Annotated in this window: 19 protein-coding genes and 2 tRNA genes; 5 read left to right on the top strand and 16 right to left on the bottom strand. The window is 70.4% G+C overall.

Going from position 1 to position 23,489, the window contains the following annotated elements:
- Positions 1-46: 46 nt before the first annotated feature.
- Entirely contained in the window at positions 47-787 is a 741-nt protein-coding gene (locus K7396_RS18055; protein ID WP_086718578.1) for a class E sortase, read from the bottom strand.
- Positions 788-824: 37 nt separating this feature from the next.
- Positions 825-1,595: a DUF881 domain-containing protein gene (locus tag K7396_RS18050; protein ID WP_086718577.1), complete on the bottom strand. Its 771-nt coding sequence runs from the start codon at positions 1,593-1,595 to the stop codon at positions 825-827.
- Positions 1,596-1,778: 183 nt separating this feature from the next.
- Here K7396_RS18050 and crgA point away from each other — a divergent pair, with 183 nt between their 5' ends.
- Positions 1,779-2,033 (top strand): cell division protein CrgA, encoded by a 255-nt coding sequence (gene crgA / locus K7396_RS18045; RefSeq protein ID WP_086718576.1) that lies wholly within the window; start codon positions 1,779-1,781, stop codon positions 2,031-2,033.
- Positions 2,034-2,269: 236 nt separating this feature from the next.
- Here crgA and K7396_RS18040 read toward each other — a convergent pair whose 3' ends face one another.
- Positions 2,270-3,187, bottom strand: coding sequence for a rhomboid family intramembrane serine protease (locus tag K7396_RS18040; RefSeq protein ID WP_086718575.1), 918 nt, complete (start codon positions 3,185-3,187; stop codon positions 2,270-2,272).
- Between the two features lie 146 nt (positions 3,188-3,333).
- Positions 3,334-3,861 carry a peptidylprolyl isomerase gene (locus tag K7396_RS18035; RefSeq protein ID WP_086718574.1) on the bottom strand — a complete coding sequence of 176 codons (528 nt, stop codon included), beginning with the start codon at positions 3,859-3,861 and terminating at the stop codon, positions 3,334-3,336.
- Between the two features lie 389 nt (positions 3,862-4,250).
- Between K7396_RS18035 and K7396_RS18030 the strand changes: the two genes are divergently transcribed.
- Entirely contained in the window at positions 4,251-4,970 is a 720-nt protein-coding gene (locus K7396_RS18030; RefSeq protein WP_086718573.1) for a DUF5324 family protein, read from the top strand.
- A gap of 172 nt (positions 4,971-5,142) precedes the next feature.
- On the opposite strand, the gene K7396_RS18025 is transcribed toward K7396_RS18030, so the two are convergent.
- Positions 5,143-5,215 (bottom strand) — tRNA-Ala (locus K7396_RS18025).
- Between the two features lie 127 nt (positions 5,216-5,342).
- Here K7396_RS18025 and K7396_RS18020 point away from each other — a divergent pair.
- A complete protein-coding gene (locus tag K7396_RS18020; protein WP_086718572.1) occupies positions 5,343-5,891 on the top strand; it encodes a helix-turn-helix domain-containing protein in 549 nt (182 codons plus the stop codon).
- A gap of 41 nt (positions 5,892-5,932) precedes the next feature.
- Positions 5,933-7,501, top strand: coding sequence for a serine/threonine protein kinase (locus tag K7396_RS18015; RefSeq protein WP_152104767.1), 1,569 nt, complete (start codon positions 5,933-5,935; stop codon positions 7,499-7,501).
- An 80-nt stretch (positions 7,502-7,581) separates the two neighbouring features.
- On the opposite strand, the gene K7396_RS18010 is transcribed toward K7396_RS18015, so the two are convergent.
- From K7396_RS18010 to dnaA, 11 genes are all read right to left on the bottom strand, one after another.
- Positions 7,582-9,009 (bottom strand): hypothetical protein, encoded by a 1,428-nt coding sequence (locus tag K7396_RS18010; RefSeq protein WP_223660063.1) that lies wholly within the window; start codon positions 9,007-9,009, stop codon positions 7,582-7,584.
- 784 nt (positions 9,010-9,793) lie between these two features.
- Entirely contained in the window at positions 9,794-9,928 is a 135-nt protein-coding gene (locus tag K7396_RS18005; protein ID WP_003958712.1) for a DLW-39 family protein, read from the bottom strand.
- 189 nt (positions 9,929-10,117) lie between these two features.
- Positions 10,118-10,191, bottom strand: a tRNA-Ile gene (locus K7396_RS18000).
- A gap of 88 nt (positions 10,192-10,279) precedes the next feature.
- The gene (locus K7396_RS17995; RefSeq protein WP_174886952.1) at positions 10,280-10,957 is read right to left on the bottom strand and encodes a DUF3566 domain-containing protein; all 678 of its coding nucleotides are present in this window, start codon (positions 10,955-10,957) and stop codon (positions 10,280-10,282) included.
- 15 nt (positions 10,958-10,972) lie between these two features.
- On the bottom strand, positions 10,973-13,597 hold the full coding sequence (gene gyrA / locus K7396_RS17990; RefSeq protein WP_086715577.1) for a DNA gyrase subunit A: 2,625 nt from the start codon (positions 13,595-13,597) through the stop codon (positions 10,973-10,975).
- Between the two features lie 50 nt (positions 13,598-13,647).
- Positions 13,648-15,678 carry a DNA topoisomerase (ATP-hydrolyzing) subunit B gene (gene gyrB, locus K7396_RS17985; protein ID WP_373866942.1) on the bottom strand — a complete coding sequence of 677 codons (2,031 nt, stop codon included), beginning with the start codon at positions 15,676-15,678 and terminating at the stop codon, positions 13,648-13,650.
- Between the two features lie 322 nt (positions 15,679-16,000).
- Positions 16,001-16,531, bottom strand: coding sequence for a DUF721 domain-containing protein (locus K7396_RS17980; RefSeq protein ID WP_086715573.1), 531 nt, complete (start codon positions 16,529-16,531; stop codon positions 16,001-16,003).
- The gene (gene recF, locus K7396_RS17975) at positions 16,528-17,664 is read right to left on the bottom strand and encodes a DNA replication/repair protein RecF (protein WP_086715571.1); all 1,137 of its coding nucleotides are present in this window, start codon (positions 17,662-17,664) and stop codon (positions 16,528-16,530) included. The genes K7396_RS17980 and recF overlap by 4 nt, the downstream gene beginning before the upstream one ends.
- 62 nt (positions 17,665-17,726) lie before the next feature.
- Positions 17,727-18,605, bottom strand: a complete 879-nt coding sequence (gnd, locus tag K7396_RS17970; RefSeq protein WP_086715569.1) for a phosphogluconate dehydrogenase (NAD(+)-dependent, decarboxylating) — start codon at positions 18,603-18,605, stop codon at positions 17,727-17,729.
- 184 nt (positions 18,606-18,789) lie between these two features.
- Positions 18,790-19,920, bottom strand: a complete 1,131-nt coding sequence (gene dnaN / locus K7396_RS17965) for a DNA polymerase III subunit beta (RefSeq protein ID WP_086715567.1) — start codon at positions 19,918-19,920, stop codon at positions 18,790-18,792.
- A gap of 1,095 nt (positions 19,921-21,015) precedes the next feature.
- Positions 21,016-22,956, bottom strand: a complete 1,941-nt coding sequence (gene dnaA / locus K7396_RS17960) for a chromosomal replication initiator protein DnaA (RefSeq protein ID WP_086715564.1) — start codon at positions 22,954-22,956, stop codon at positions 21,016-21,018.
- A gap of 379 nt (positions 22,957-23,335) precedes the next feature.
- Between dnaA and rpmH the strand changes: the two genes are divergently transcribed.
- Complete coding sequence (rpmH, locus tag K7396_RS17955) at positions 23,336-23,473, top strand: 50S ribosomal protein L34 (RefSeq protein ID WP_003949374.1); 138 nt, start codon at positions 23,336-23,338, stop codon at positions 23,471-23,473.
- The last annotated feature ends 16 nt before the right edge of the window (positions 23,474-23,489 follow it).

Here is a 23,489-nt window from a genome sequence, read left to right as displayed (position 1 = left end):
GACGGTTGCGACACCAGAGTAAGGGGCGAGGGCGGGCCCAGGTGGGTCAGCCGGTCAAAGCCGACGGCCGTCCCTGTGCCACGGGTTGGGTGGAATCCAGGTGTGCCCAGGCGATCAGCCGGTGGCTGTGGCCCCATTCCGGCTCGCAGGTCGTCAGCGTGAGATAGCGGCCGGGGCCGTTGAACCCGGACTTCCGCGGTACGGGGTCGATCACCCCGATGTCGCCGGGCAGCGTCGTGTAGGGCCGGTTGTCGATGCGGTAGGTGAACCAGGTCGCGCCGTCGGTGAGCACCACGGCGTCGCCGGGGCGCAGCCGGGGGAAGTCCTTGAAGGGGTCGCCGTAGGTGCGGCGGTGGCCGGCGACGGAGAAGTTGCCGGTCTCGCCCAGGTGCGCGGTGCGGTCGTAGTGGCCGAGGCCGCGCTGGAGGACGCCGGTCGTGGTGCCCTCGAGCACCGGCTTGGCCCAGTCGGCGCCCAGGCGCGGGATGTACATGACGGCGAAGGACGCTCCCGACGTGTAGGGGCGGGGCCGTGCGTCCTGGGCGGGTCCGCGGCCGGGGGCCCGCTTCCCGTCCGGGGACGGGGTGCCGCCCGGGCCGGCGGCCCCGCCCGTGGACCACTGCTGCCGAAGCCTGCCGATCTCGCCGTCCATGGCGCTGTCGGCCCGTACGCCGGTCCAGAAGAGGAGGTAGACCACGAACAGCACGATCAGCGCACCGGCGGTGAGGCAGATCTCGCTGAGCGTCCGTACGGTCCAGCGCACCGCCGTCCGGCCCCGCAGCGTCATCCGGCCCCGCCCCTCCCGCCGCCCCGCGGCGCGCGGACTACGGCTTCACAGGCTGTGCGTAGTGCAGATCCACTGTGCCGGAGTAGCCGGGAAGAGTCACCGCCTCGTGCTGGTCGACTTTCCATCCCAGGCCGTAGGCGTTCACGTACTGGAGGTAGTTCTGGATGGCGGGGGAGGCGGTCAGCGCATTGGTGAGGGCCTCGCGGTCGCCGACGGCGGTGACCTTGTACGGCGGGGAGTAGACCCGGCCCTGGAGGATCAGGGTGTTGCCGACGCAGCGCACCGCGCTGGTGGAGATCAGCCGCTGGTCCATGACCTTGATGCCCTTGGCGCCGCCGTGCCACAGGGCGTTGACCACAGCCTGCAGGTCCTGCTGGTGGATGACCAGGTCGTTGGGCTGCGGCTGGGGCACGCCGGGGATCTTGGCGGTGGCGTTCGGCGGGGCGTCGGTCAGGGTGACCGTCAGGCCCTGGCCCTTGAGCGGCTTGGTGCCGGCGTTCGTCTCCAGCGCCCTGACCTTGGCTTCCTCGGCCTTGGAGCTGCCGTTGTCGCGCCGCGCGAGGGCGTCGACCTCCTGCCGCAGGAGGGCGTTGCGCTCGTCCTGGGAGCCGTTCTTGTGGCTGCGTTCCTGGATGAGGTCGGACAGCCGCAGCATCGAGTCGTCGGAGCGCAGATTCGTGCCCCGCGCGGTGTCGAAGCTCAGCCAGAACATCAGCCCGGCGAGGGCGAATACGATGAGGGTGAGAAACCGCACGGGCCGCAGGCGGGGCCGAGTGGGGCTGTCGGGGGAGTCAGCGGAATTGCTCAACGTACCCTTACTCCTTACGGCGCCGCGGAAGCACTACGCTAACGGACGCCCGGGAAAAGGAATCCGCTCCCCACCGCGTCCGTGCCCCCGGCACACACCACGTACCTCCCCCGCGGATGGGGGCACCGCCCGCTCGCGCCGACCCGAGAGCGGGGGAGCAGCGCATCGACAGGAGAGTTCCTCGTGCCGAAGTCACGGATCCGCAAGAAGGACGACTTCACGCCGCCGCCGGCGAAGACCACCAACCTGAAGATGAACTCAGGCCGCGGCTGGGTGGCGCCCCTGATGCTGGCGATGTTCCTCATCGGGCTGGTGTGGATCGTGATGTTCTACGTGTCCGAGGGCGATCTGCCGATCGCGGCCATGGGCAACTGGAACATCGTGTGCGGCTTCGGCTTCATCGCGGTGGGCTTCGGCGTATCCACCCAGTGGAAGTAGCGCAAGCCCTGCCCAAGGCCATCCACACGGTTATCCACAGCCGGGGAAAACTTCAGAAGATCTGTGGATAACCTTCCGGAGATTGACGCCGGTGTGATCGGCGGACCCGTCTCCCGGCCTGCGTCTCCCCGCATCCTTACTGGGGAAACGCAGGTCAGGGCGGCCCGGAGCGCGCGTCCCGCACAGCTTGCACAAGATCGGCCACGTACTGTGGACAACCGGCCGGAGCAGGCCCCTCAGCCCAGCAGCTGAAGGGTCCGTACCCACACCACCGCGACGATCGCGAGTCCCGCGACCGCACAGGTCGCGACGTGCACCAGGGTCCGGCGGTCACGCGGCGCGTGCACCATGCCGAACGCCACCGCGGCGCCCACCACCAGGCCGCCGACATGGGCCTGCCAGGAGATGTTCGGCCACAGGAACGTGAAGGCCAGGTTGAGGCCGAGCAGGATCAGCACCGGCTTCATGTCGTAGTTCATCCGCCGCAGCAGCACCGCGGTCGCGCCGAGCAGCCCGAAGATCGCGCCGGACGCGCCCAGCGAGGGCTGGTTCTGCGCGGCGAGGAGGTACGACAGGGCACTGCCGCCCAGGCCGGCGAGCAGGTAGAGCGCGATGTACCGCACCCGGCCGAGCGCCGCCTCCAGCGGGGGCCCCAGCCACCACAGCGAGAGCATGTTGAACGCGAAGTGGGCGATCTGCTGGTGCAGGAACATCGCGGTCAGCAGGCGGTACCACTCGCCCTCCGCGACCCCGACCAGCTGGAACCGGCTCGGGTCGGCGGCCAGCCCCACCAGGTCGAGCCGGCCGATCAGCGGGCTCGCCCCGCCACCGGTCGCCCACACGGCGAGGAAGACGGCGGCGTTCAGCCCCAGCAGGATCTTGGTGACCAGCCGCGGGTCGGCGGCGATGGTGCCGCCCGCGAGGGTGCGGGGCGTCGTCGCGTGCGGCGCGTGGCCGGTGCCGCTGCCGCCGCGCACACAGGCCTGGCACTGGAAGCCGACCGAGGCGCTGACCATGCACTCCGGGCATATCGGCTTCTCGCAGCGGGTGCAGCGGATGCCGGTCGGACGGTCCGGGTGGCGGTAGCAGCCGGGCAGACCGTCGTTCCCCTGCGCGTCCTGCGGCGTGTGCGGGCTGCCTGGCACCTGGTCCATCGTCCCCTCGTCCTCTTCTCCGTCCGGGCGCGTCAGCGCTTCACGTCGCCCGGCCGTCCTTCTCCGGACGAGCTCGCGCCCCGCCTGATGTACGACCGGGCGGGGCGCAATGGTTCCCCGGACCCGGCCGGGGCGCAAGACGCGCTTCAGCGGGTCTCGACGACGACCGACTCGATGACGACGTCCTGGACGGGACGGTCGGTACGCGGGTTGGTCTGGGTGCCGGCGATGGCGTCGACGACCTTCTTGCCCGCCTCGTTGCTGACCTCGCCGAAGATGGTGTGCTTGCCGGTCAGCCACGCCGTCGCGCCGACGGTGATGAAGAACTGCGAGCCGTTCGTGCCCGGACCGGCGTTGGCCATGGCCAGCAGGTACGGCTTGTTGAAGGCCAGGTCCGGGTGGAACTCGTCCGCGAACTCGTAGCCGGGGCCGCCGGTGCCGTTGCCCAGCGGGTCGCCGCCCTGGATCATGAAACCGCTGATCACCCGGTGGAAGACGGTGCCGTCGTAGAGCCGGTCCGTGGACTTCTTGCCGGTCGCCGGGTGGGTCCACTCCCGCTCACCGTTGGCGAGCTCGACGAAGTTCTTGACCGTCTTGGGTGCATGGTTCGGCAGGAGCCGAATCTCGATGTCGCCCTGGTTCGTCTTCAGGGTGGCGTAGAGCTGCTCAGCCACGATCAACCTTCCATAAGTCTTCACTGACGGTTCCCGATCCTCGCACGGAAGACCCCTCCCATGGCTCGACCACGGCGCCGCACCGAGCTGCGCGCGGCGTTTCGCCGATGCCCGCCCGCGGCCGCCCATCGGGCCCTCGGCCGCCTCGCGCGCGCCGTCCGCCCCTCTTCTCGTGGAGGCTTTCGTACTGATTTCCTGCGCCTGAACGGGGAAATCGTGGCATTGTCGTTCACAAGGCTCCGGAACGTCCGCAATGACCCGGATGCCCGCTCGCACATGCCGTACCGCGCATGAGCGGGCATGATCTTCAAACGGGTGGACAGGCGATAGAGCAAGACACGGGGGACCAGCCCCCAAGCCCCGGACACGCCACCGAGGAGGAGGATCCCGTGACCCGCAAGGACAGCGTGCGCGCCGCGACCGGTTCGGCCAAGGACAGCGTGCGGCACGCCGCGGAGGTGGTGGCTCCCTATGCCGGTACGGCGAAGGACGCCGCCGTGCACTTCGCTCACGAGGCCCGGACGCGCGCGGCTCCCAAGGTGGCGGAGGCCGCCCACCAGGCACGTACGCAGTACGACACCCACCTGCACCCGCGCATCGAGCACGCCCGGGGCACGCTGCCGCCCAAGGTGGACGCGGCGGCGACCCGCGCGGCCTGCCGGACCCGTAAGGCGGCCCGCCAGGCGGCCGACTACACGGCACCGAGGCTGGAGAACGCCGTGACCCACGCGCGCGCCGCGGCCGAGCCGGTGCGCGAGGAGGCCCTCGCCCGCGGCACCGCGGCCCTCGCCGCCCTCCGCGGCCAGGTGACGGCCGCCGAGATCGCCAAGCTCCAGAAGAAGCACAGCCGGCGGGCCAAGTGCGGCAAGCTCGCCAAGCGCCTGGCCGTGCTGGGCATCCTGGCCGGCGGTGCGGTCGCCGCCTGGAAGTGGTGGGACAAGCAGGCCAACCCGGACTGGCTGGTCGAGCCGCCGGCGCCCACCGAGGTCAGCGACCGCGGACGGCTGAGCGCGGTCGACGGCAGCGAGGGCGCCTCACTCGACCCCGAGGTCCAGGCCAAGCAGGCCGATGCGGAGGCCGACGAGCGCGGCGGCGGCACCACAGCCTGACCACGGACCCCGCAGGTTGCACGGGCCGTGTCCCCACCCCCTACGAGGGGCGCGGGCACGGCCCGTTCGCGTACCGGGTGCGACCGCGCCACAGCGGGCGGGCCAACACCCCGTCAGGAACCACAAAAGCCCCTCTGACCAGCGGCTACGCGGATCGGAAGGGCTTGGGGAGTGGAGCCTAGGGGAGTCGAACCCCTGACATCTGCCATGCAAAGACAGCGCTCTACCAACTGAGCTAAGGCCCCTTCGCGCACCAGGGTACCCGGTGTCCGACCGCTTTCCCGACCGGGTATCGCCGCACACCGTCGCTCTCCGTAGGATGCTTCGCGAGATTCGCGGCAGCGAAGCGACCGGGGAGACAGGGGAGACGGTATGGACACGGCACAGCAGGAAGCCACCGCGCGGGCCCGGGAGCTGCAGCGCAGTTGGTACGGGGAGCCTCTGGGTGCGCTGTTCCGCCGTCTCATCGACGATCTCGGCCTCAACCAGGCCCGGCTCGCCGCTGTGCTCGGCCTGTCGGCCCCGATGCTGTCGCAGCTGATGAGCGGGCAGCGCGCGAAGATAGGCAACCCGGCCGTGGTGCAGCGGGTGCAGGCGCTGCAGGACCTGGCCGGCCAGGTCGCCGACGGCAGCGTCAGCGCCGCCGAGGCCACCGACCGCATGGAGGAAATCAAGAAGACGGCGGGGGGTTCGGTGCTCAACAACACCGCGCAGCAGACGTCGTCGACGGGGGCGACCACGGTCCGGCGTGTGGTGCGGGAGATCCAGTCGCTGCTGCGGTCGGTCTCCGACGCCGGGGACATCATCGATGCGGCGAACACCCTCGCCCCCGCTCACCCCGAACTGGCAGAGTTCCTCCGGGTCTACGGTGCCGGTCGCACCGCGGACGCGGTCGCCCATTACGAGGCGCATCAGAGCTAGCCACAGGGGACCTTGCGAGTTCGGGAAGCGGACGGGGCGCCATGGGTGAGATCTTCGCCGGCCGGTACGAGCTGGTCGACCCGATCGGGCGGGGCGGGGTGGGCGCGGTCTGGCGGGCCTGGGACGCCCGGCGCCGCCGCTACGTCGCCGCCAAGGTGCTGCAGCAGAGCGACGCCCACACCCTGCTGCGCTTCGTCCGCGAACAGGCGCTGCGGATCGACCATCCGCATGTGCTGGCCCCGGCGAGCTGGGCCGCGGACGACGACAAGGTCCTGTTCACCATGGACCTGGTGCACGGCGGCTCGCTGGCCCATCTGATCGGGGACTACGGCCCGTTGCCGCCGCGGTTCGTGTGCCTGCTCCTGGACCAGCTGCTGGCGGGGCTGACCGCGGTGCACGCGGAGGGCGTGGTCCACCGCGACATCAAGCCGGCGAACATCCTGCTGGAGGCCACCGGCACCGGCAGACCGCACCTGCGGCTGTCGGACTTCGGCATCGCCATGCGCAAGGGCGAGCCGCGGCTCACCGAGGCCAACCTCGTGGTCGGCACGCCCGGTTACTTCGCGCCGGAGCAGTTGCAGGGCGCCGAACCGGACTTCCCCGCAGACCTGTTCGCGGTCGGCCTGGTCGCGCTCTACCTGGTCACCGGCACCAAGCCGGACGCCGACGCCCTGGTCGAGCACTTCACCCGGCACGGCGTCCCGAACGCCCCCGAAGGGGTGCCGGAGCCGCTGTGGCAGGTGCTGGCGTCCTTGGTGCACCCCGACCCGGAAGCGCGGTTCAGGACGGCCACAGGGGCCCGCAAGGCGGTCATCTCGACGGCCGAACTGCTGCCGGACGCAACGATCGAGGACGAGATCGTCGAGGTCTTCGACCACATAGGCCCGCTCCCGGCCGGCTTCGGGACGGACGGGCCGCTGCGGAACCGGGCTGCCGAGGGGCCCGTGACGGCCGGTGCCGCCGCGGGCACCGGCACCACCGGGCAGGTGTCCATGTCGGACACCGGGAGTTTCCAGCTCGCCCCGCCGGAGCCGAGCACCCCGTCGGCACAGCACCCGCCGCCGATGCCGGGCGGGGCGCCCACCGGCCCGGTCGGTGCGCCCACCGGGCACGGGGTGCACGGGGCGGTGCCCACCGGACACGGACATGTGCCCACGGGGCAGGGAGATGCGTTCACGGGGCAGAGGGAGGCGTTCACCGGCCGGACCGCCGCGCCCGCCGGCCACGGCGGTCCGTCCACCGGCCAGGGCCGTACACCCACCGGGCACGGCACCACGGCCCCGGGCCACGGCAGTACGCCCACGGGGCACGGCGCCTGGGCCGGGTCCGGCCCGGCGTCCGGTCCGCCCCTGACTCCTCCCCCGCCCCCGGCGCCCGCGTATGTGCCCACGGCCGCCGTCCCCCCGGAGCAGTCCGCGACCCGCCCCTACACGGCGGGGCCGCACCCGGTCCCGGGACAGCCTCCGGCCGGTGCCGTCGCCGCCGCACCGGCCATGGTGGCCCCCGCCGCGTACCGGAAGCCCGGACCGCCGGCGAAGGTCGCGATCCCGGTGCTGGTCGTAGCGTTGCTGTGCATCGCGGTCGGCGTCTGGGCACTGCTCTCCGCCTGAGGCGGCGCGGTGAGCCGGCCGGGCGGCCCCGCCAGGCGGGCGCTGAGCGGCCGGGGAACCGCGGCCCCCCGTACCGCCCGCTACCAGCCCTGTGGCGGGCCGAACGGCGGCTTCTGCCGGGCCTGTTGGGCGGACTGCGTCGCCTGTCCCGGCAGCGAGGGCTGATCGCCCGGACCGCCCGCCGTGCCCGGAGCCCTCGCCGCCCCCGGAGCGACCGCCGAGACCGCACCGCCGGCCGCAACCCGTGCACCGCTCCGGTAGGCCCGCCGTGCCATCAGCGTCCACGCCCCCAGGCCCGCCAGCAGCACCACCCCCGTGCCGATCCCGGTGTAGGCCACCGTCATCAGGGTGCCGCTCTTCGCGGCCTCGTGTGCCGTCTGGCCCTTCTCCGCCGTCTCCCGGTCGTCGGGCGTGACGGAGAAAATGCCGGTCGGCTTCGCGTAACCGGGCCCGGCCTTGGCGGTGCCGCGGACATCCACCCGGAGGGTGAGTTGCGCCCCCTTGGGGAAGTACCGCTCGGCATCGGGGTGCAGGCTGACCTCCAGGTAGTACCAGCCCGCGAACCGCATCGCGCTGACCGAGTGGGTCGGGTTGAAGCGGTTGCCGTACTCGACAGGCGCGGTGAACGCCTTCGCGGCGGCCGGCTTGCCGGTGTACGAGACGAAGCGGAGGTCGCCGACCGCCCCCCGCGCCGGGTTGTAGACCCCCAGACCGAGCATCCGGGCGAGGAAGCCGGAGGCCCCGGAGGGCGCGTTCGGCAGCTCCGCGCTCAGGTTGAGCCGCTGCCCCCAGTCCACCGGTACGCGGTAGAAGCGGGTCTCGCCCGGCGTGATCCGGTCCTTCCAGACCCCGGTGTCGACCGAACCCGCGTCGTTGAAGCCGGTGCCGCCCCTGGCGCTGCGCTTCGTGGCATCCGTGCGCGGTGCGGGCGTGGCGGTGCTCCAACTGCCCTGGCCCGGCCGGGCGGGGGTGCTGCCCCGGAGCGGAGGCTCGACGAGGTAGTCGATTTCGAGCGGCCAGCTCCCGGGGCCGGAGGCCGCCGCCCCCTCACGGCTGATCACCAGGTAGTACCGGCCGGCCTTCTGACACTCCGTACGGTCGGCGCCGATGCGACGGCTGGCGTAGTCGGCGATCGGGTACGCCATGCCGCCGCCGTTGAACGACGGACGGGCCTGTGCACCGCAGGTCGTGCCGTCGCTGTCCTGGACGGTGAGGGTCAGTTTGTCGCCGTAGTCCTTGACCTTGGTGCCGGGCCGGGGAGCCGCGACGGCCGAGAAGTACGCGCTGGTCCGGTCGTCCAGGGTGACGGCGTAGTACTTCTGCTCACCGCTCTTGATGGAGTCGGTGTGCAGTCCGGGCTTGAGCTGCGGCGCCTGGCTGGAGTCGGAGGCGCCCTTGGTCGCCGTGGCACCGTCCCCCGTCCGGTAGCCGTGGACGCTGTCGGCCGAGGCCACGCCCACCGCCCCCGGCAGGAGCATCACCGCGGCGAGCGCCGTCAGTGCGGCCATGCCCCTGTGCGTCATGCACCCCGTCACCACGAGCCACCCCTCATCGGATCGGAATTCCCGGACCGGACCATGGCCTCCCGCGGGCCCCGTGGGAAACCGCGAGACCAGCCGGCAGCGCTACGCCCACCGCCCGATGGCGACGGCCACCACGCGTCCTGTGGACCATCCTCCACCGCCGTCCTGTGTGCCGTCTGCCGAGGCCCGGTAATCGTCCAGCGGGGCATCGGTCCGGACCGCCGTCACCCCGGCCTCCGGACCGCTCTTCGCCTTCCCCCGCTGATGTTCCACGTGAAACATCAGCTCCACCGGCCAACGACCATCGACCACCGCCCATCGGCCACCACGCGGATGTTGGCCGATCTGACGGAGCCGCGTCGATGCGCAGTTCGACGCCGGATGCAGCGAGTTGGGCGGCAGCCCTGCAGGGCGACGTCGCGCGGCAGTTGCCTCGCACCCGCTTGAGGCGGGTGGCCTGAAGTGGTCCGGCGGCCAGGACAGGCCGCATCCCCCGGCAACGCCGCCACCCCGCTGCGCGATCGGCATGCCATGCCCCGCCCCCCTGATGACCTGCGACCACCCCACAACATTTGCCATCGCAAGCTAATTAGTTGCTTTAGCGAAGAAAGGAAGGGAGCGCGGTCCAGCAACAACATCCGGCCACCCGCCAGCCCACCATGGCCCCCACAACCGCCACCCCGGCCGCCCCGTCCCCCCTCAGACGCACGAAACCCCGATCGCCAGGGGCAATCGGGGTCCGTACGAACCTGCTGTGCTGTGAGGGGTCTCAGACACCCGAACCTGCGGGCACGGAGTCGGTCGCCTCCGTCCACAGATCCTGCTCGGCGCGATCCGCCTGGATCTGGCGGTACACGAGGAGCCCGCCGATGGCGGCCAGTGCGACCAGGAGAAGCTTCTTCACCGCGCGACCTCGTCTTTCGTTGACGTAGGGGACCTATGTCGGCCGATGATACACACCGGCCGATACCGATTGGTTACCTAGCCCACGGCCGGCGACACCTCGTCCGAGGCCGCTGCCGCGAGCCAACTTCCGCCTCCGTACAACGAATCGGCCCAGCCGGGGAGTTCCCCGGCCGGGCCGATTGTGCAGTGCGGCTACCAGGACTTGAACCTGGGGCCTCTTCCTTATCAGGGAAGCGCTCTAACCGTCTGAGCTATAGCCGCGCGCTCGCTGCACCAGAAGATTAGCGCACTTCAGAGGCGTTCCCAAAATCGGTTCCCGGAGCCTCCCGAACGCCCTCCCTAGAGGAGGTCACTCGTCCTCGGCGAGGGTGAGTTCCACACCGCCGACGAAGCCCGCCGACAGGTTGTAGATGAACGCGCCGAGCGTGGCCAGCGCGGTCGCCAGCACCACGTCGATCACCGCGATGATCGACGTGAAGAGCAGCACCCGCGGCAGCGACAGGAACGACTGCAGATCGAAGCCGCCGCCGTCGCCGGAGCCGGTGGCCTCGCTGATCGTCCCGCCGACCGTGGAGAAGACACCCATCGCGTTCATGACCATCCACAGCACCGCGGCGGCCACGACCGTGCAGATGCCCAGGGCGACGGAGAGCAGGAAGCTGACCTTCATGACGGACCACGGATCGGCCCGTGCCACCCGCAGCCGGGCCTTGCGGGTCCGCGGGGCCGTACGGGCACCCGTACGCGGCAGGCGCACCGCCTGCCCGCCGCCCTTCCCCCCGCCGGTGGGATACGCCTGAGGCGGCTGGTACGGCTGCTCAGTGCCGCCCCCGGCCTTCCCCTGGGGCTGCGGTTGCGGCTGACGGGTCTCGGTCACGGCTCCCCCTTCGTGCGGGCCCTCGTCCCGGGGCCCGCTGTCGGAAACGGCGGAGCCACGGGCGCTGTCCTCCGTCACGGTTGCGGGTCCGGACGGGGAATCCTTCCCGGCTCCCGATCGACCCGCCGCAGCGCCCGTGGCTCCACTCACGACCTACTCCTCGTGCTACTCCGCCGCGGGCTGCTCGCCCTCGGCCGCCGTGGGCGCGGTCTCCTCGGCCGCGCCGGCCTCGTCGGGCACCGCGCCCCCGTCGACCTCTTCGGCTTCACGACCGGCCTCGGCGTTCCATGCGATGCCGACCACAGCATCACGCTTGCCCAGGTTGATCAGTTGAACGCCCATGGTGTCACGGCCGGTCTCCCGCACCTCGTTGACCCGCGTACGGATCACGCCACCGCCGAGCGTCACCGCGAGGATCTCATCGGTCGCCTCGACGACCAGCGCGCCGACCAGGGAGCCCCGGTCCTCCACGATCTTCGCGGCCTTGATCCCCAGACCGCCGCGGCCCTGGACGCGGTACTCGTCGACCGCGGTGCGCTTGGCGTAGCCGCCGTCGGTGGCGGTGAACACGAAGGTGTTGGCGCGGACCACGTTCATCGAGAGCAGCTCGTCGCCCTCGCGGAAGCTCATGCCCTTCACACCGGACGTGGCCCGGCCCATCGGGCGGAGCGCCTCGTCCGTCGCCGTGAACCGGATCGACTGGGCCTTCTTGCTGATCAGCAGCAGGTCGTCGTTCTCCGACACCAGCTCGGCGCCGATCAGCTCGTCGTCGGTGCCGTCCTCCTGCTCGCGCAGGTTGATCGCGATGACACCGCCGGAACGCGGCGAGTCGTAGTCCTTGAGCGGCGTCTTCTTCACCAGGCCGGCCTTGGTGGCGAGCACCAGGTACGGCATGGCCTCGTAGTCGCGGATCGCCAGGATCTGCGCGATCTGCTCGTCCGGCTGGAAGGCGAGGAGGTTGGCCACATGCTGACCCCGGGCGTCGCGTCCCGCGTCGGGGAGTTCGTACGCCTTGGCGCGGTAGACCCGGCCCTTGTTCGTGAAGAAGAGCAGCCAGTGGTGGGTGGTGGAGACGAAGAAGTGGTCGACGATGTCGTCTTCCTTGAGCTTCGTGCCCCGCACGCCCTTGCCGCCGCGCTTCTGCGAGCGGTAGTCGTCGGTCTTGGTCCGCTTCACATAGCCGCCACGGGTGATCGTGACGACGATGTCCTCCTCGGCGATCAGGTCCTCGATGGACATGTCGCCCTCGAAGGGCACCAGCTTGGAGCGCCGGTCGTCGCCGAACTTGTCGACGATGGCGGCGAGTTCCTCGCTGATGATCTGGCGCTGGCGCTCCGGGGAGGCCAGGATCGCGTTGTACTCGTTGATCTTGCGCTGCAGCTCGTCGTGCTCGGCGGTGATCTTCTGGCGCTCCAGGGCGGCCAGCCGGCGCAGCTGCATCTCCAGGATCGCGTTCGCCTGGATCTCGTCGATCTCCAGCAGGCCCATCAGGCCCTCGCGCGCCACGTCGACCGTCTCACTGCGCCGGATCAGCGCGATGACCTCGTCGATGGCGTCCAGCGCCTTGAGCAGGCCGCGCAGGATGTGCGCCCGCTCCTCGGCCTTGCGCAGCCGGAACTTCGTCCGGCGGACGATGACCTCGATCTGGTGCGTCACCCAGTTGCGGATGAACGCGTCCAGCGAGAGCGTGCGCGGCACCCCGTCGACCAGCGCCAGCATGTTCGCGCCGAAGTTGGTCTGGAGGTCGGTGTGCTTGTAGAGGTTGTTGAGGACGACCTTGGCGACCGCGTCCCGCTTGAGCACGATGACCAGGCGCTGGCCGGTGCGCGAGGAGGTCTCGTCGCGGACGTCCGCGATGCCGCCGATCCTGCCGTCCTTGACCAGGTCGGCGATCTTCTGGGCGAGGTTGTCGGGGTTGACCTGGTAGGGCAGCTCGGTGACCACCAGGCACTGGCGGTTCTGGATCTCCTCGACCTCGACCACCGCGCGCATCGTGATGGAGCCGCGGCCGGTGCGGTAGGCCTCCTCGATGCCCTTGCGGCCCACCACCAGCGCGCCGGTGGGGAAGTCCGGGCCCTTGATCCGCTCGATCAGCGCGTCCAGCAGCTCCTCGGCGGAGGCCTCCGGGTGCTCCAGCGCCCACTGGGCGCCGGCCGCGACCTCGCGCAGGTTGTGCGGCGGGATGTTGGTGGCCATACCGACCGCGATGCCGGCCGAGCCGTTGATCAGCAGGTTGGGGAAGCGGGCCGGCAGGACCGTCGGCTCCTGGTTGCGGCCGTCGTAGTTGTCCTGGAAGTCGACGGTCTCCTCGTCGATGTCCCGGAGCATCTCCATCGACAGCGGCGCCATCTTGCACTCGGTGTACCGCATGGCGGCCGCCGGGTCGTTGCCCGGTGAGCCGAAGTTGCCGTTGGAGTCGACCAGCGGCATCCGCATCGACCAGGGCTGCGCCAGGCGGACCAAGGCGTCGTAGATCGAGGAGTCGCCGTGCGGGTGGTACGTACCCATGACGTCGCCGACGACGCGGGCGCACTTGTAGAAGCCCTTCTCGGGGCGGTAGCCGCCGTCGTACATGGCGTACAGGACGCGGCGGTGGACGGGCTTGAGGCCGTCCCGGACGTCCGGCAGCGCACGCGAGACGATGACGGACATCGCGTAGTCGAGGTAGGAGCGCTGCATCTCCGTCTCGAGCCCGACGGGCTCGACACGCATCCCGACGCCTTCGATGGCGGCGGGCGCGCCCTCGGCGGTCACGCCGTCCGGGGTCACAGGGGGGTTCTCGTCGGCCATGGTGGTTCAAAGTCCTTTCGAGCTGCGGCTGTTGTTCGGGCCGACAGGGCTCAGATGTCGAGGAAGCGGACGTCCTTGGCGTTGCGCTGGATGAACGAGCGGCGCGCCTCGACGTCCTCGCCCATCAGCACGGAGAACAGGTCGTCCGCACGGGCCGCGTCGTCCAGCGAGACCTGACCGAGGACCCGGTGGTCGGTGTCCATGGTCGTGATGCGCAGCTCCTCGGCGTTCATCTCACCGAGACCCTTGAACCGCTGGATCGAGTCCTCGCGGATCCGCTTGCCGTTCTGCTTGCCGAGCTCGATCAGCGCGTCCCGCTCCGCGTCGGAGTAGGCGTACTCGAAGTCGTCCCGGCCCCACTTGATCTTGTACAGCGGCGGGCGGGAGAGGTAGACGTGCCCGGCCTCGACCAGCGGACGCATGAAGCGGAAGAGGAAGGTGAGCAGCAGGGTGTTGATGTGCTGACCGTCGACGTCGGCGTCCGCCATCAGGATGATCTTGTGATAGCGGAGCTTCTCGATGTCGAAGTCCTCGTGCACGCCGGTGCCGAAGGCCGAGATCAGGGCCTGGACCTCGTTGTTCTGCAGGATCTTGTCGACCCTGGCCTTCTCGACGTTGAGGATCTTGCCGCGGATCGGCAGGATCGCCTGGTACTCCGGGTTGCGGCCGGACTTGGCCGAGCCGCCGGCGGAGTCGCCCTCGACGATGAAGATCTCGCACTTGGTCGGGTCGTTGGACTGGCAGTCGCTCAGCTTGCCCGGCAGCGACGCCGTCTCCAGCAGGCCCTTGCGGCGGGTCAGGTCCCGCGCCTTGCGGGCCGCCACCCGCGCGGTCGCGGCCTGGATGCCCTTGCGGATGATGTCCGCGGCCTCGTTGGGGTTGCGGTCCAGCCAGTCCGTGAGGTGCTCGTGGACGATCTTCTGGACGAAGGTCTTGGCCTCGGTGTTGCCGAGCTTCGTCTTGGTCTGGCCCTCGAACTGCGGCTCGCCGAGCTTGATCGAGATGATCGCCGTCAGACCCTCGCGGATGTCCTCGCCCGTGAGGTTGTCGTCCTTCTCGCGCAGCAGCTTCTTGTCGCGGGCGTAGCGGTTGATCAGACCCGTCAGCGCCGCGCGGAAGCCCTCCTCGTGGGTACCGCCCTCATGGGTGTGGATGGTGTTCGCAAAGCTGTAGACACCCTCGCTGTACTGGGTGTTCCACTGCATCGCGATCTCGACCGAGAGCATCCGCTCCTTGTCCTCGGCCTCCACCGCGATCACCGTCGGGTGCACCAGCTCGCCCTTGCGCGAGTTGAGGTACGTCACGAAGTCGACGATGCCGCCCTCGTAGTGGTACCGCACCGAGAGCGGCTTGCCCTCCTCGTCCACGTGGTCCGGGCGCTCGTCCGTCAGCGAGATCGTCAGGCCCTTGTTGAGGAAGGCCATCTCCTGGAAGCGCCGGGAGAGCGTCTCGAAGGAGTACTCGGTGGTCTCGAAGATGTCGCCGTCGGCCCAGAAGGTGACGGAGGTGCCGGTCGAGTCGACCGCCTCGTTCTTCGCCAGCGGCGCGGTCGGCACACCGAGCTTGTAGTCCTGCGTCCAGCGGTGGCCCTCCGTGCGGACCTCGACCGCCACCCGCTGCGACAGCGCGTTCACGACGGAGACACCCACGCCGTGCAGACCACCGGAGACCGCGTAGCCGCCGCCGCCGAACTTGCCACCGGCGTGCAGGACCGTCATGACAACCTCGACGGCCGGCTTGTTCTCCGACGGCACGATGCCGACCGGGATGCCGCGGCCGTTGTCCACGACGCGCACGCCGCCGTCCGGCAGGATCGTCACGTCGATGGTGTCCGCGTGCCCGGCCATCGCCTCGTCGACGGAGTTGTCGACCACCTCTTGCACGAGGTGGTGCAGACCCCGCTCGCCCGTCGAGCCGATGTACATGCCGGGGCGCTTGCGGACCGCGTCCAGGCCTTCGAGGACGGTGATCGCACTGGCGTCGTACGACTTCTCCACCGCGGAGTCGCCCAGGGCGCCGGCCGGAACCCCCTCTTCAGTAGAAGCCGTGTTGTTCTCGTTGAGGTCGCCGGAGTCGGCCACGAAGCGCCCTTTCTGGCACAGCACGAGCCCTTCCGCGCCTGCGGGGATCACCCCTGGGAAGACAGGCGGGCGGGGCTGCGTCGTTCGACATGTTCCGCGAGTGGGCGGGATTGGCACCAGTCTACCGGTAGCGCCGACACTCATGGGGGTTTGGAGGCACCTGAGTCGTCATGTGCCGCCCTGAACTGGCGTCCGCCGACTCCCCATATCCGAGAAGGGGCCTCAGGACGCTCACACGGGCACTCAGCGCTTCGGACTGTCAACCGGCGACTACCGTGAGCGGGGTCTCATCCGCCTCACCCGTCAAGGGGCGTCCCAGGGGTCAGCCGTAGGTGTCGCCGGGGCCCTTGCTGCCCGGTGCCCGCAGGGATCCGTACCGGCGCGCGGGGCCCCCGGGACCCAACACCTTGATCATCTTTACGGTGCCGTGGCCCAGGTCCTCGTTGAGGCGGGCGACCAGCGTCGGCGCCAGCAGCCGCAGTTGCGTCGCCCAGGCCGTCGAATCGCACTGGACCGTCAGGACCCGGGCGTCCTCGTCGTACTTCTGCGGCTCGCAGTGCTGCGCCACCTCGGGCCCGACCAGCTGCGGCCAGCGCCCCATCACCCCGCCGACCGCGGCCGGGGTCTCCCAGCCGCGCTCCGTGATCAGCCGGTTGATCGCCGCACCGAGCGGCAGCGGGTCGCGTCCGTCCGCCCGCGCGCCGGAGCGCAGCCCCCCGCGCCGGGCCTGCTTCTTCTGCTGCGCGGCCGCGCCCCGCGCACGCGCCTGCTCCTTCGCGGCCACCAGCGCCTGCCGGGCCAGGTCCACACCCGAGAGCTCGGGGGTCGGCCGGTCGGGCTGTTCCTCGCTCACCGGGTCACCTTCTCCGCGGCGCCGTCGGACACCGCAAAGCGCGCCCCGGCCAGGACGCCCGGCACATCGTCGTCCACCGCGGCCGTCACCAGCACCTGCTCGCCCGGGGCCACCAGCTCCGCCAGCCGCTCGCGGCGCCGCGCGTCCAGCTCGGCGAAGACGTCGTCGAGCACCAGCACCGGCTCGTTGCCCTCGGCCCGCAGCAGGTCGTACGACGCCAGCCGCAGCGCCAGCGCATACGACCAGGACTCGCCGTGGCTGGCGTACCCCTTCGCCGGGAGCTGCCCCAGCTTGAGCACCAGATCGTCGCGGTGCGGGCCGACCAGCGTCACCCCGCGCTCGATCTCCCCCTTACGGGCCTCGCCGAGCGCCGCCAGCAGCACGCCGTACAGCTCCTCGCGGGTCGCGGCGGCGGCCATCGCCTCGCCCGCCGAACCGCGGTACTCCAGCGCCAGCGGCCCGCCGCCCGGCGCCAGCTGCTCATAGGCCTTGTCCGCGAGCGGCTGCAGCGCGGCGATCAGGTCCAGCCGCTGCGCCAGCAGCTCGGCGCCCGCGCGGGCCAGATGCTGGTCCCACACGTCCAGCGTCGACAGGTCCATCTGCCGCCCGCCGTGCCTGCGCGCCAGCGCCGCGGTCTTCAACAGGGTGTTGCGCTGCTTGAGGACGCGGTCGTAGTCCGAGCGCACCCCGGCCATCCGCGGCGAACGCGCGGTGATCAGCTCGTCCAGGAACCGCCGGCGCTCGCCCGGATCGCCCTTGACCAGCGCCAGGTCCTCCGGCGCGAACAGCACCGTCCGGACGATGCCCAGCACGTCCCGCGGCCTGACCTGCGACGACCTGTTGATCCTGGCGCGGTTGGCCTTGCCCGGATTGAGCTCCAGCTCGACCAGCTGCTGCCGCTCGCCCTGGGTGACAGCGGCCCGGATGATCGCCCGCTCGGCGCCCATCCGCACCAGCGGGGCGTCCGAGGAGACGCGGTGGCTGCCGAGCGTGGCGAGGTAGCCGACCGCCTCGACGAGATTGGTCTTGCCCTGCCCGTTGGGGCCCACGAACGCCGTGACGCCCGGGTCGAGCGGAACCTCGACCCGGGCGTACGAGCGGAAGTCGGCGAGGGACAGGTGCGTGACGTGCATGGCTGGGCGCCGACCTCCCCCGGCTGTTGCTGCTGCTTGCTGGTGGTGTGTGCGGTGGTCCGCTACTTCTTGCTCTCGACCGCGTGGCCGCCGAACTGGTTGCGGAGCGCGGCGATCATCTTCATCTGCGGGGAGTCGTCCTGACGGGACGCGAAGCGCGCGAAGAGCGAGGCCGTGATCGCGGGCAGCGGCACGGCGTTGTCGATCGCGGCCTCGACCGTCCAGCGGCCCTCGCCGGAGTCGGCGGCGAAGCCGCGCAGCTTCTCGAGGTGCTCGTCGTCGTCGAGGGCGTTGACGGCCAGGTCGAGCAGCCAGGAGCGGATGACCGTGCCCTCCTGCCAGGAGCGGAAGACCTCGCGCACGTCGGTGACGGAGTCGACCTTCTCCAGCAGCTCCCAGCCCTCGGCGTAGGCCTGCATCATCGCGTACTCGATGCCGTTGTGGACCATCTTGGCGAAGTGGCCGGCACCGACCTTGCCGGCGTGCACGGAGCCGAAGTCACCCTCGGGCTTGAGCGCGTCGAAGATCGGCTGCACCTTGGCGACGTCGTCCTTGTCGCCGCCGTACATCAGGGCGTAGCCGTTCTCCAGGCCCCAGACGCCGCCGGAGACGCCGCAGTCGACGAAGCCGATGCCCTTGGCCTTCAGCTCCTCGGCGTGCTTCTCGTCGTCGGTCCAGCGGGAGTTGCCGCCGTCCACCACGATGTCGCCCGGCGAGAGCAGCTCGGCCAGCTCGTCGATCGTGGACTGGGTGGCGGCACCGGCCGGCACCATGACCCAGACCACCCGCGGACCCTTGAGCTTGTCCACCAGCCCCTGGAGGCTGTTGACATCCGCCACGTCGGGGTTGCGGTCGTATCCGATGACGGTGTGGCCGGCGCGGCGAATGCGCTCGCGCATGTTGCCGCCCATCTTGCCGAGACCGACGAGACCGAGCTCCATCAGAGACCCTCTTTGCACGTAGTGGTTGCTGTTCGTACCCGGGTCCGAGCCTACGCCCGCAGGTCCGCGCACACCTGTGGGCTCAGCCGCTCATCAGGGCCCGTCAGCCGGTCGCCGCAAGGTCCGTGGCCAGGGCGCTGTCCGGTGTCCGCCGGACAGCCGCCACCCCTTTGCCGTCCGGCCGTCAGCCCGAGAGCCGCACCGGCATGATCAGGTACTTGTACGCGTCGTCCGCCTCGGCGTCCTTGTCCGGCCGGCCGCTCAGCAGCGCGGGCTTGGTGGAGGTCGTGAAGGACAGCTGCGCCACCGGGGAGTCGATGGCCGACAGGCCCTCCAGGAGGAAGCCCGGGTTGAAGGCGATCGAGATGTCGTCGCCGTCCAGGTCGGCGTCGACCCGCTCCACAGCCTGTGCGTCGTCGCTGGAGCCGGCCTCCAGGATCAGCACACCCTGCTCGAAGCTCAGCCGGACCGGGGTGTTCCGCTCGGCCACCAGGGCCACACGCTTGACGGCCTCGACGAACGGGGCGGTGTCGATCACGGCGACCGAGTTGAACTCGGTCGGGAAGAGGGTGCGGTACTTCGGCAGGTCGCCTTCCAGCAGACGCGTCGTCGTCCGCCGCCCGGCGCCCTCGAAACCGATCAGGCCCTCGCCCTGGCCGGAGCCGGACAGCGCGAGCGTGACAGTGTCGCCGCTGCTCAGGGACTTGGCGGTGTCCAGCAGCGTCTTGGCGGGGACCAGCGCGACCGCGGAGGCGTCCGGGCTCTCCGGCTTCCACAGGAACTCGCGCACCGCGAAGCGGTAGCGGTCGGTGGAGGCGAGGGTGACGGTGTCGCCCTCGATCTCGATGCGTACGCCAGTGAGCACCGGGAGGGTGTCGTCACGACCGGCGGCGATGGCGACCTGGGCGGCGGCCGCGGCGAAGACCTCACCGGGGACGGTGCCGGTGGCGGTGGGCATCGTCGGCAGGGACGGGTACTCCTCCACAGGCAGTGTGTGGAGGGTGAAGCGCGAGGAGCCGCAGACGACGGTGACCCGTACACCGTCGGTGGAGATCTCCACCGGGCGATTGGGGAGCGCACGGCAGATGTCGGCGAGCAGGCGGCCGGAGACGAGGACCGTGCCCTCTTCGTCGACCTCTGCTTCCACCGAGACCCGCGCGGAGACCTCGTAGTCGAAGCCGGAGAGGCTCAGCGCGCCGTCCTCCGCCTTCAGCAGCAGGCCCGCGAGGACGGGCACCGGCGGACGGGCCGGGAGGCTCTTGGCCGCCCAGGCCACTGCCTCCGCGAGTACATCGCGCTCCACCCGGATCTTCACCGGAAACCGCCTCCTGCTGTTGCTGGCTCTCGCCCTGCTGGCCTTCGTCGTCGGCTGGGTTGCCGGAGACCAGTCTGACGCACGCCACCGACAGTCGGTGCGGCTCGGGGTCAAGTCGGCTCGACCGATGCCGGACGCCCGGCGGCCAACTTGTGCACAGGCCCCGTTTCCGAACGAGTTCCCCGGTAGATATCCGTGGTCGTAGTAGTAGGGGCTGTGGAAACCGTGGACAACTGCTTTTGCGCAGGTCAACGCGGATTTTTTGTCCACTGCTCCTGTGGGCGGCGGCCGTGGAAAAGCCGGCGTCTCTGTGGACCGCCGGAAGTTCTGCACACCCGGTGCACAGGGGACGGGTACTTCTCCCCAGCGCCATCCCCAGCTTTACCCCCGTTCCCCACAGCCCAATCCATCACCTTGGTGTGACCGCTTTCACTCGGCCCGGTGAGAGCGGGTGTTGCGTTGCCGAACAGTGGACAGCGGTGTGGAGAAGCCGGGGATTGCTGGGGACAACAGCGGCTTGCCTGTGGGCGGGCGGTGGACAAGCGGCGGCCCCTCCTGTGGACGGATTCGCTGTCCACACCCTGTGGAGAAGGGTTGACCACAAATCCACACGCGGCTGACCTCCTCCGATGCCCCGTCAGAACACCTGCCTGTGGATCCCACAGGGATAACTTTCCCCTCCCCAGCGTGTGGACGGAAGATTCTTGCCCAATCTGTGGAGAGAGGCCGTGACCGGCCGCGGAATCGAACACCGCCGGCGCGCTCCACAGGTTTGGGACGGCGTCGGGACGGATCGGAACGGGCGTCGGAGGGGCCGGGAGAGCCTCGGAGCGGGACGGAGAGCGGGGCGTGACGCGTTCATCGGGAGCGCTCGGGGACGCTCGCCCGGTGGGTGTCACGTCGCGGGCGGTGCAGGCCGGGGCAGGAAGCGGAAAAGAAGGAGGAAGAGGGAGGGAGCGCGGGTGCCTCGCCGCGCGGTCCGCTCCGACACGACGAAAGGCGCTGCCGGAAACGGATCCGGCAGTGCCCTCGGACGTCCTGCGGTGACCGGCGTGCGCCGGAAGCGGGCCGCGCTGGACCGGCGGTGGCCGGCCTTCAGCCGTTCTTGATGCGGTTGGTGAGCTCGGTGACCTGGTTGTAGATCGAGCGCCGCTCGGCCATCAGCGCGCGGATCTTTCGGTCGGCGTGCATCACGGTCGTATGGTCCCGGCCGCCGAACTGTGCGCCGATCTTCGGCAGCGAGAGGTCGGTCAGCTCCCGGCACAGATACATCGCGATCTGGCGGGCGGTGACCAGCACCCGGCTGCGCGACGAGCCGCACAGGTCGTCGATGGTCAGCCCGAAGTAGTCGGCGGTCGAAGCCATGATCGCGGTCGCGGTGATCTCCGGGGCCGCGTCCTCGCCCCCGGGGATCAGGTCCTTCAGCACGATCTCGGTCAGCCCCAGGTCCACCGGCTGCCGGTTGAGCGAGGCGAACGCCGTGACCCGGATCAGCGCGCCCTCCAGCTCGCGGATGTTGCGCGAGATGCGGGACGCGATGAACTCCAGCACCTCCGGGGGCGCGTTCAGCTGCTCCTGGACCGCCTTCTTCCGCAGGATCGCGATCCGGGTCTCCAGCTCGGGCGGCTGGACGTCGGTGATCAGACCCCACTCGAAGCGGTTGCGCAGCCGGTCCTCCAGGGTGACCAGCTGCTTGGGCGGCCGGTCGCTGGAGAGCACGATCTGCTTGTTCGCGTTGTGCAGCGTATTGAAGGTGTGGAAGAACTCCTCCTGCGTCGACTCCTTGCTCGCCAGGAACTGGATGTCGTCGACCAGCAGGATGTCCATGTCGCGGTAGCGCTTGCGGAACGCGTCCGCCTTGCCGTCGCGGATGGAGTTGATGAACTCGTTGGTGAACTCCTCCGAGCTCACGTACCGCACCCGGGTGCCCGGATAGAGGCTGCGCGCGTAGTGCCCGATCGCGTGCAGCAGGTGCGTCTTGCCGAGACCGGACTCCCCGTAGATGAACAGCGGGTTGTACGCCTTGGCCGGCGCCTCGGCGACGGCCACCGCGGCGGCGTGCGCGAAGCGGTTGGAGGCGCCGATGACGAAGGTGTCGAAGAGGTACTTCGGGTTCAGCCGCGCGGTCGGTTCCCCGGGGCCGGTCGCCGGCGCGGGCTGCGCGGCGAGCGGGCTGGGCGCCCCGCTGGGCGCGGGCAGCACGGCGCCGGGGCCGGAGACGCCCGCGCGGCCGTTGTGCCCGCCGGGCTGGTGCTCGGAGAGGTCACGGCGCGGCTGGTCATAGGGGGAGCGGCCGTCGGAGTGCTGCGGCGGCCCGCCGCGCTCGGGCGCCTGCCCGCGGTAGTCGTTCTGCCGCTGCTGGTGCTGAGACCCATGGGACGACGGGCCGGCATAGGGGTCGCGCTCGGGGTAGCCGCCGAGGTGCTGTTGCTGCCAGCCGTAGTCCTCGCGGGGGCCGGGGCCGCCGGCCATGCCGGAGGAGTGCTGCGGCCAGCCGCCGGGCTCGTGCCGGGGCTGCTGGTAGTCCGGATAGGCGGGGCGGACGCCGGGCAGGTCGTCGCCCTGGTGCCCGTAGCCCTGCCGGTTCTCATGACGGCTGTCGTGCCGGTTCTCGTGCCGCGCTTCGTAGCCGTCGTAGGCATCGTGCTGCTGCTGCGACTGATGCGGCTGCTGGTGGAGCGGCGCGTGCTGCTGCGGCGACTGGTGCTGCGGCGACGGCTGGTGCTGGGACGCGGGCGGTGCGGACTGCGCCGGGGGCTCCTCGGAGGAGTCGTCGACGGTGATCGCGATCCGGATCGGGCGGCCGCACTCATGGCTGAGGGCCTCCCCGATCAGCGGCGCCAGCCGGCCTTCGAGCACGCCCTTGGCGAACTCGTTGGGGACGGCGAGCAGTGCGGTGTCGGCGACCAGCGCCAGGGGCTGGGTGCGCTTGAGCCAGTCCTGGTCCTTGGGCTTGAGGCCGTCGGCCTCCGCGCGAAGGAGATGGTCGAGCACGCGCGGCCACACTGCGGCAAGATCGGCAGGTACATCAGCCACGGGGCACGCTCTCTCAGCAGTCCCACGAATGTGTGATTCTCAGGACGGGCGGGAAGGAATCGGGGTTCCGTCACGGTAGTCAGGCCGGGCCTGGGGATTCAAGTTGTTGTCCACAGCCTGTGCATAGTGTGTCCTGACAAGGCGCCGGCCGGCGCTGCCGAAGAGCCGGTTTGACCGGATGGCGTAGCCGCGCGTACCGTGACCAGGTCGAGTTGTCGATGGCTGCTGCCGCCTGCCTCCGATGGGCAAAGATCACGCTCGAAGTGATCGTGTAGCGGTGCACTTAGGCGTTGCGAGCTACTCGTGGGCGCACGGTGACAGCCAGTCGACGCCCCACATCTGTCTCTTTTGAGACAACAAGCATTCCTGGAGCCCCCGAGTGAGCAAGCGCACCTTCCAGCCGAACAACCGCCGCCGCGCGAAGACCCACGGCTTCCGCCTGCGCATGCGGACCCGCGCCGGCCGCGCGATTCTCGCGTCCCGCCGTGGCAAGGGTCGCGCCCGCCTGTCGGCCTGAGCAGCCAGAACCTAGG

This window comes from Streptomyces angustmyceticus, assembly GCF_019933235.1.
Lineage (GTDB): Bacteria > Actinomycetota > Actinomycetes > Streptomycetales > Streptomycetaceae > Streptomyces > Streptomyces angustmyceticus.
The sequence above is the reverse complement of the archived record's forward strand: the minus strand, read 5'-3'. Positions and strand labels throughout refer to the sequence as shown.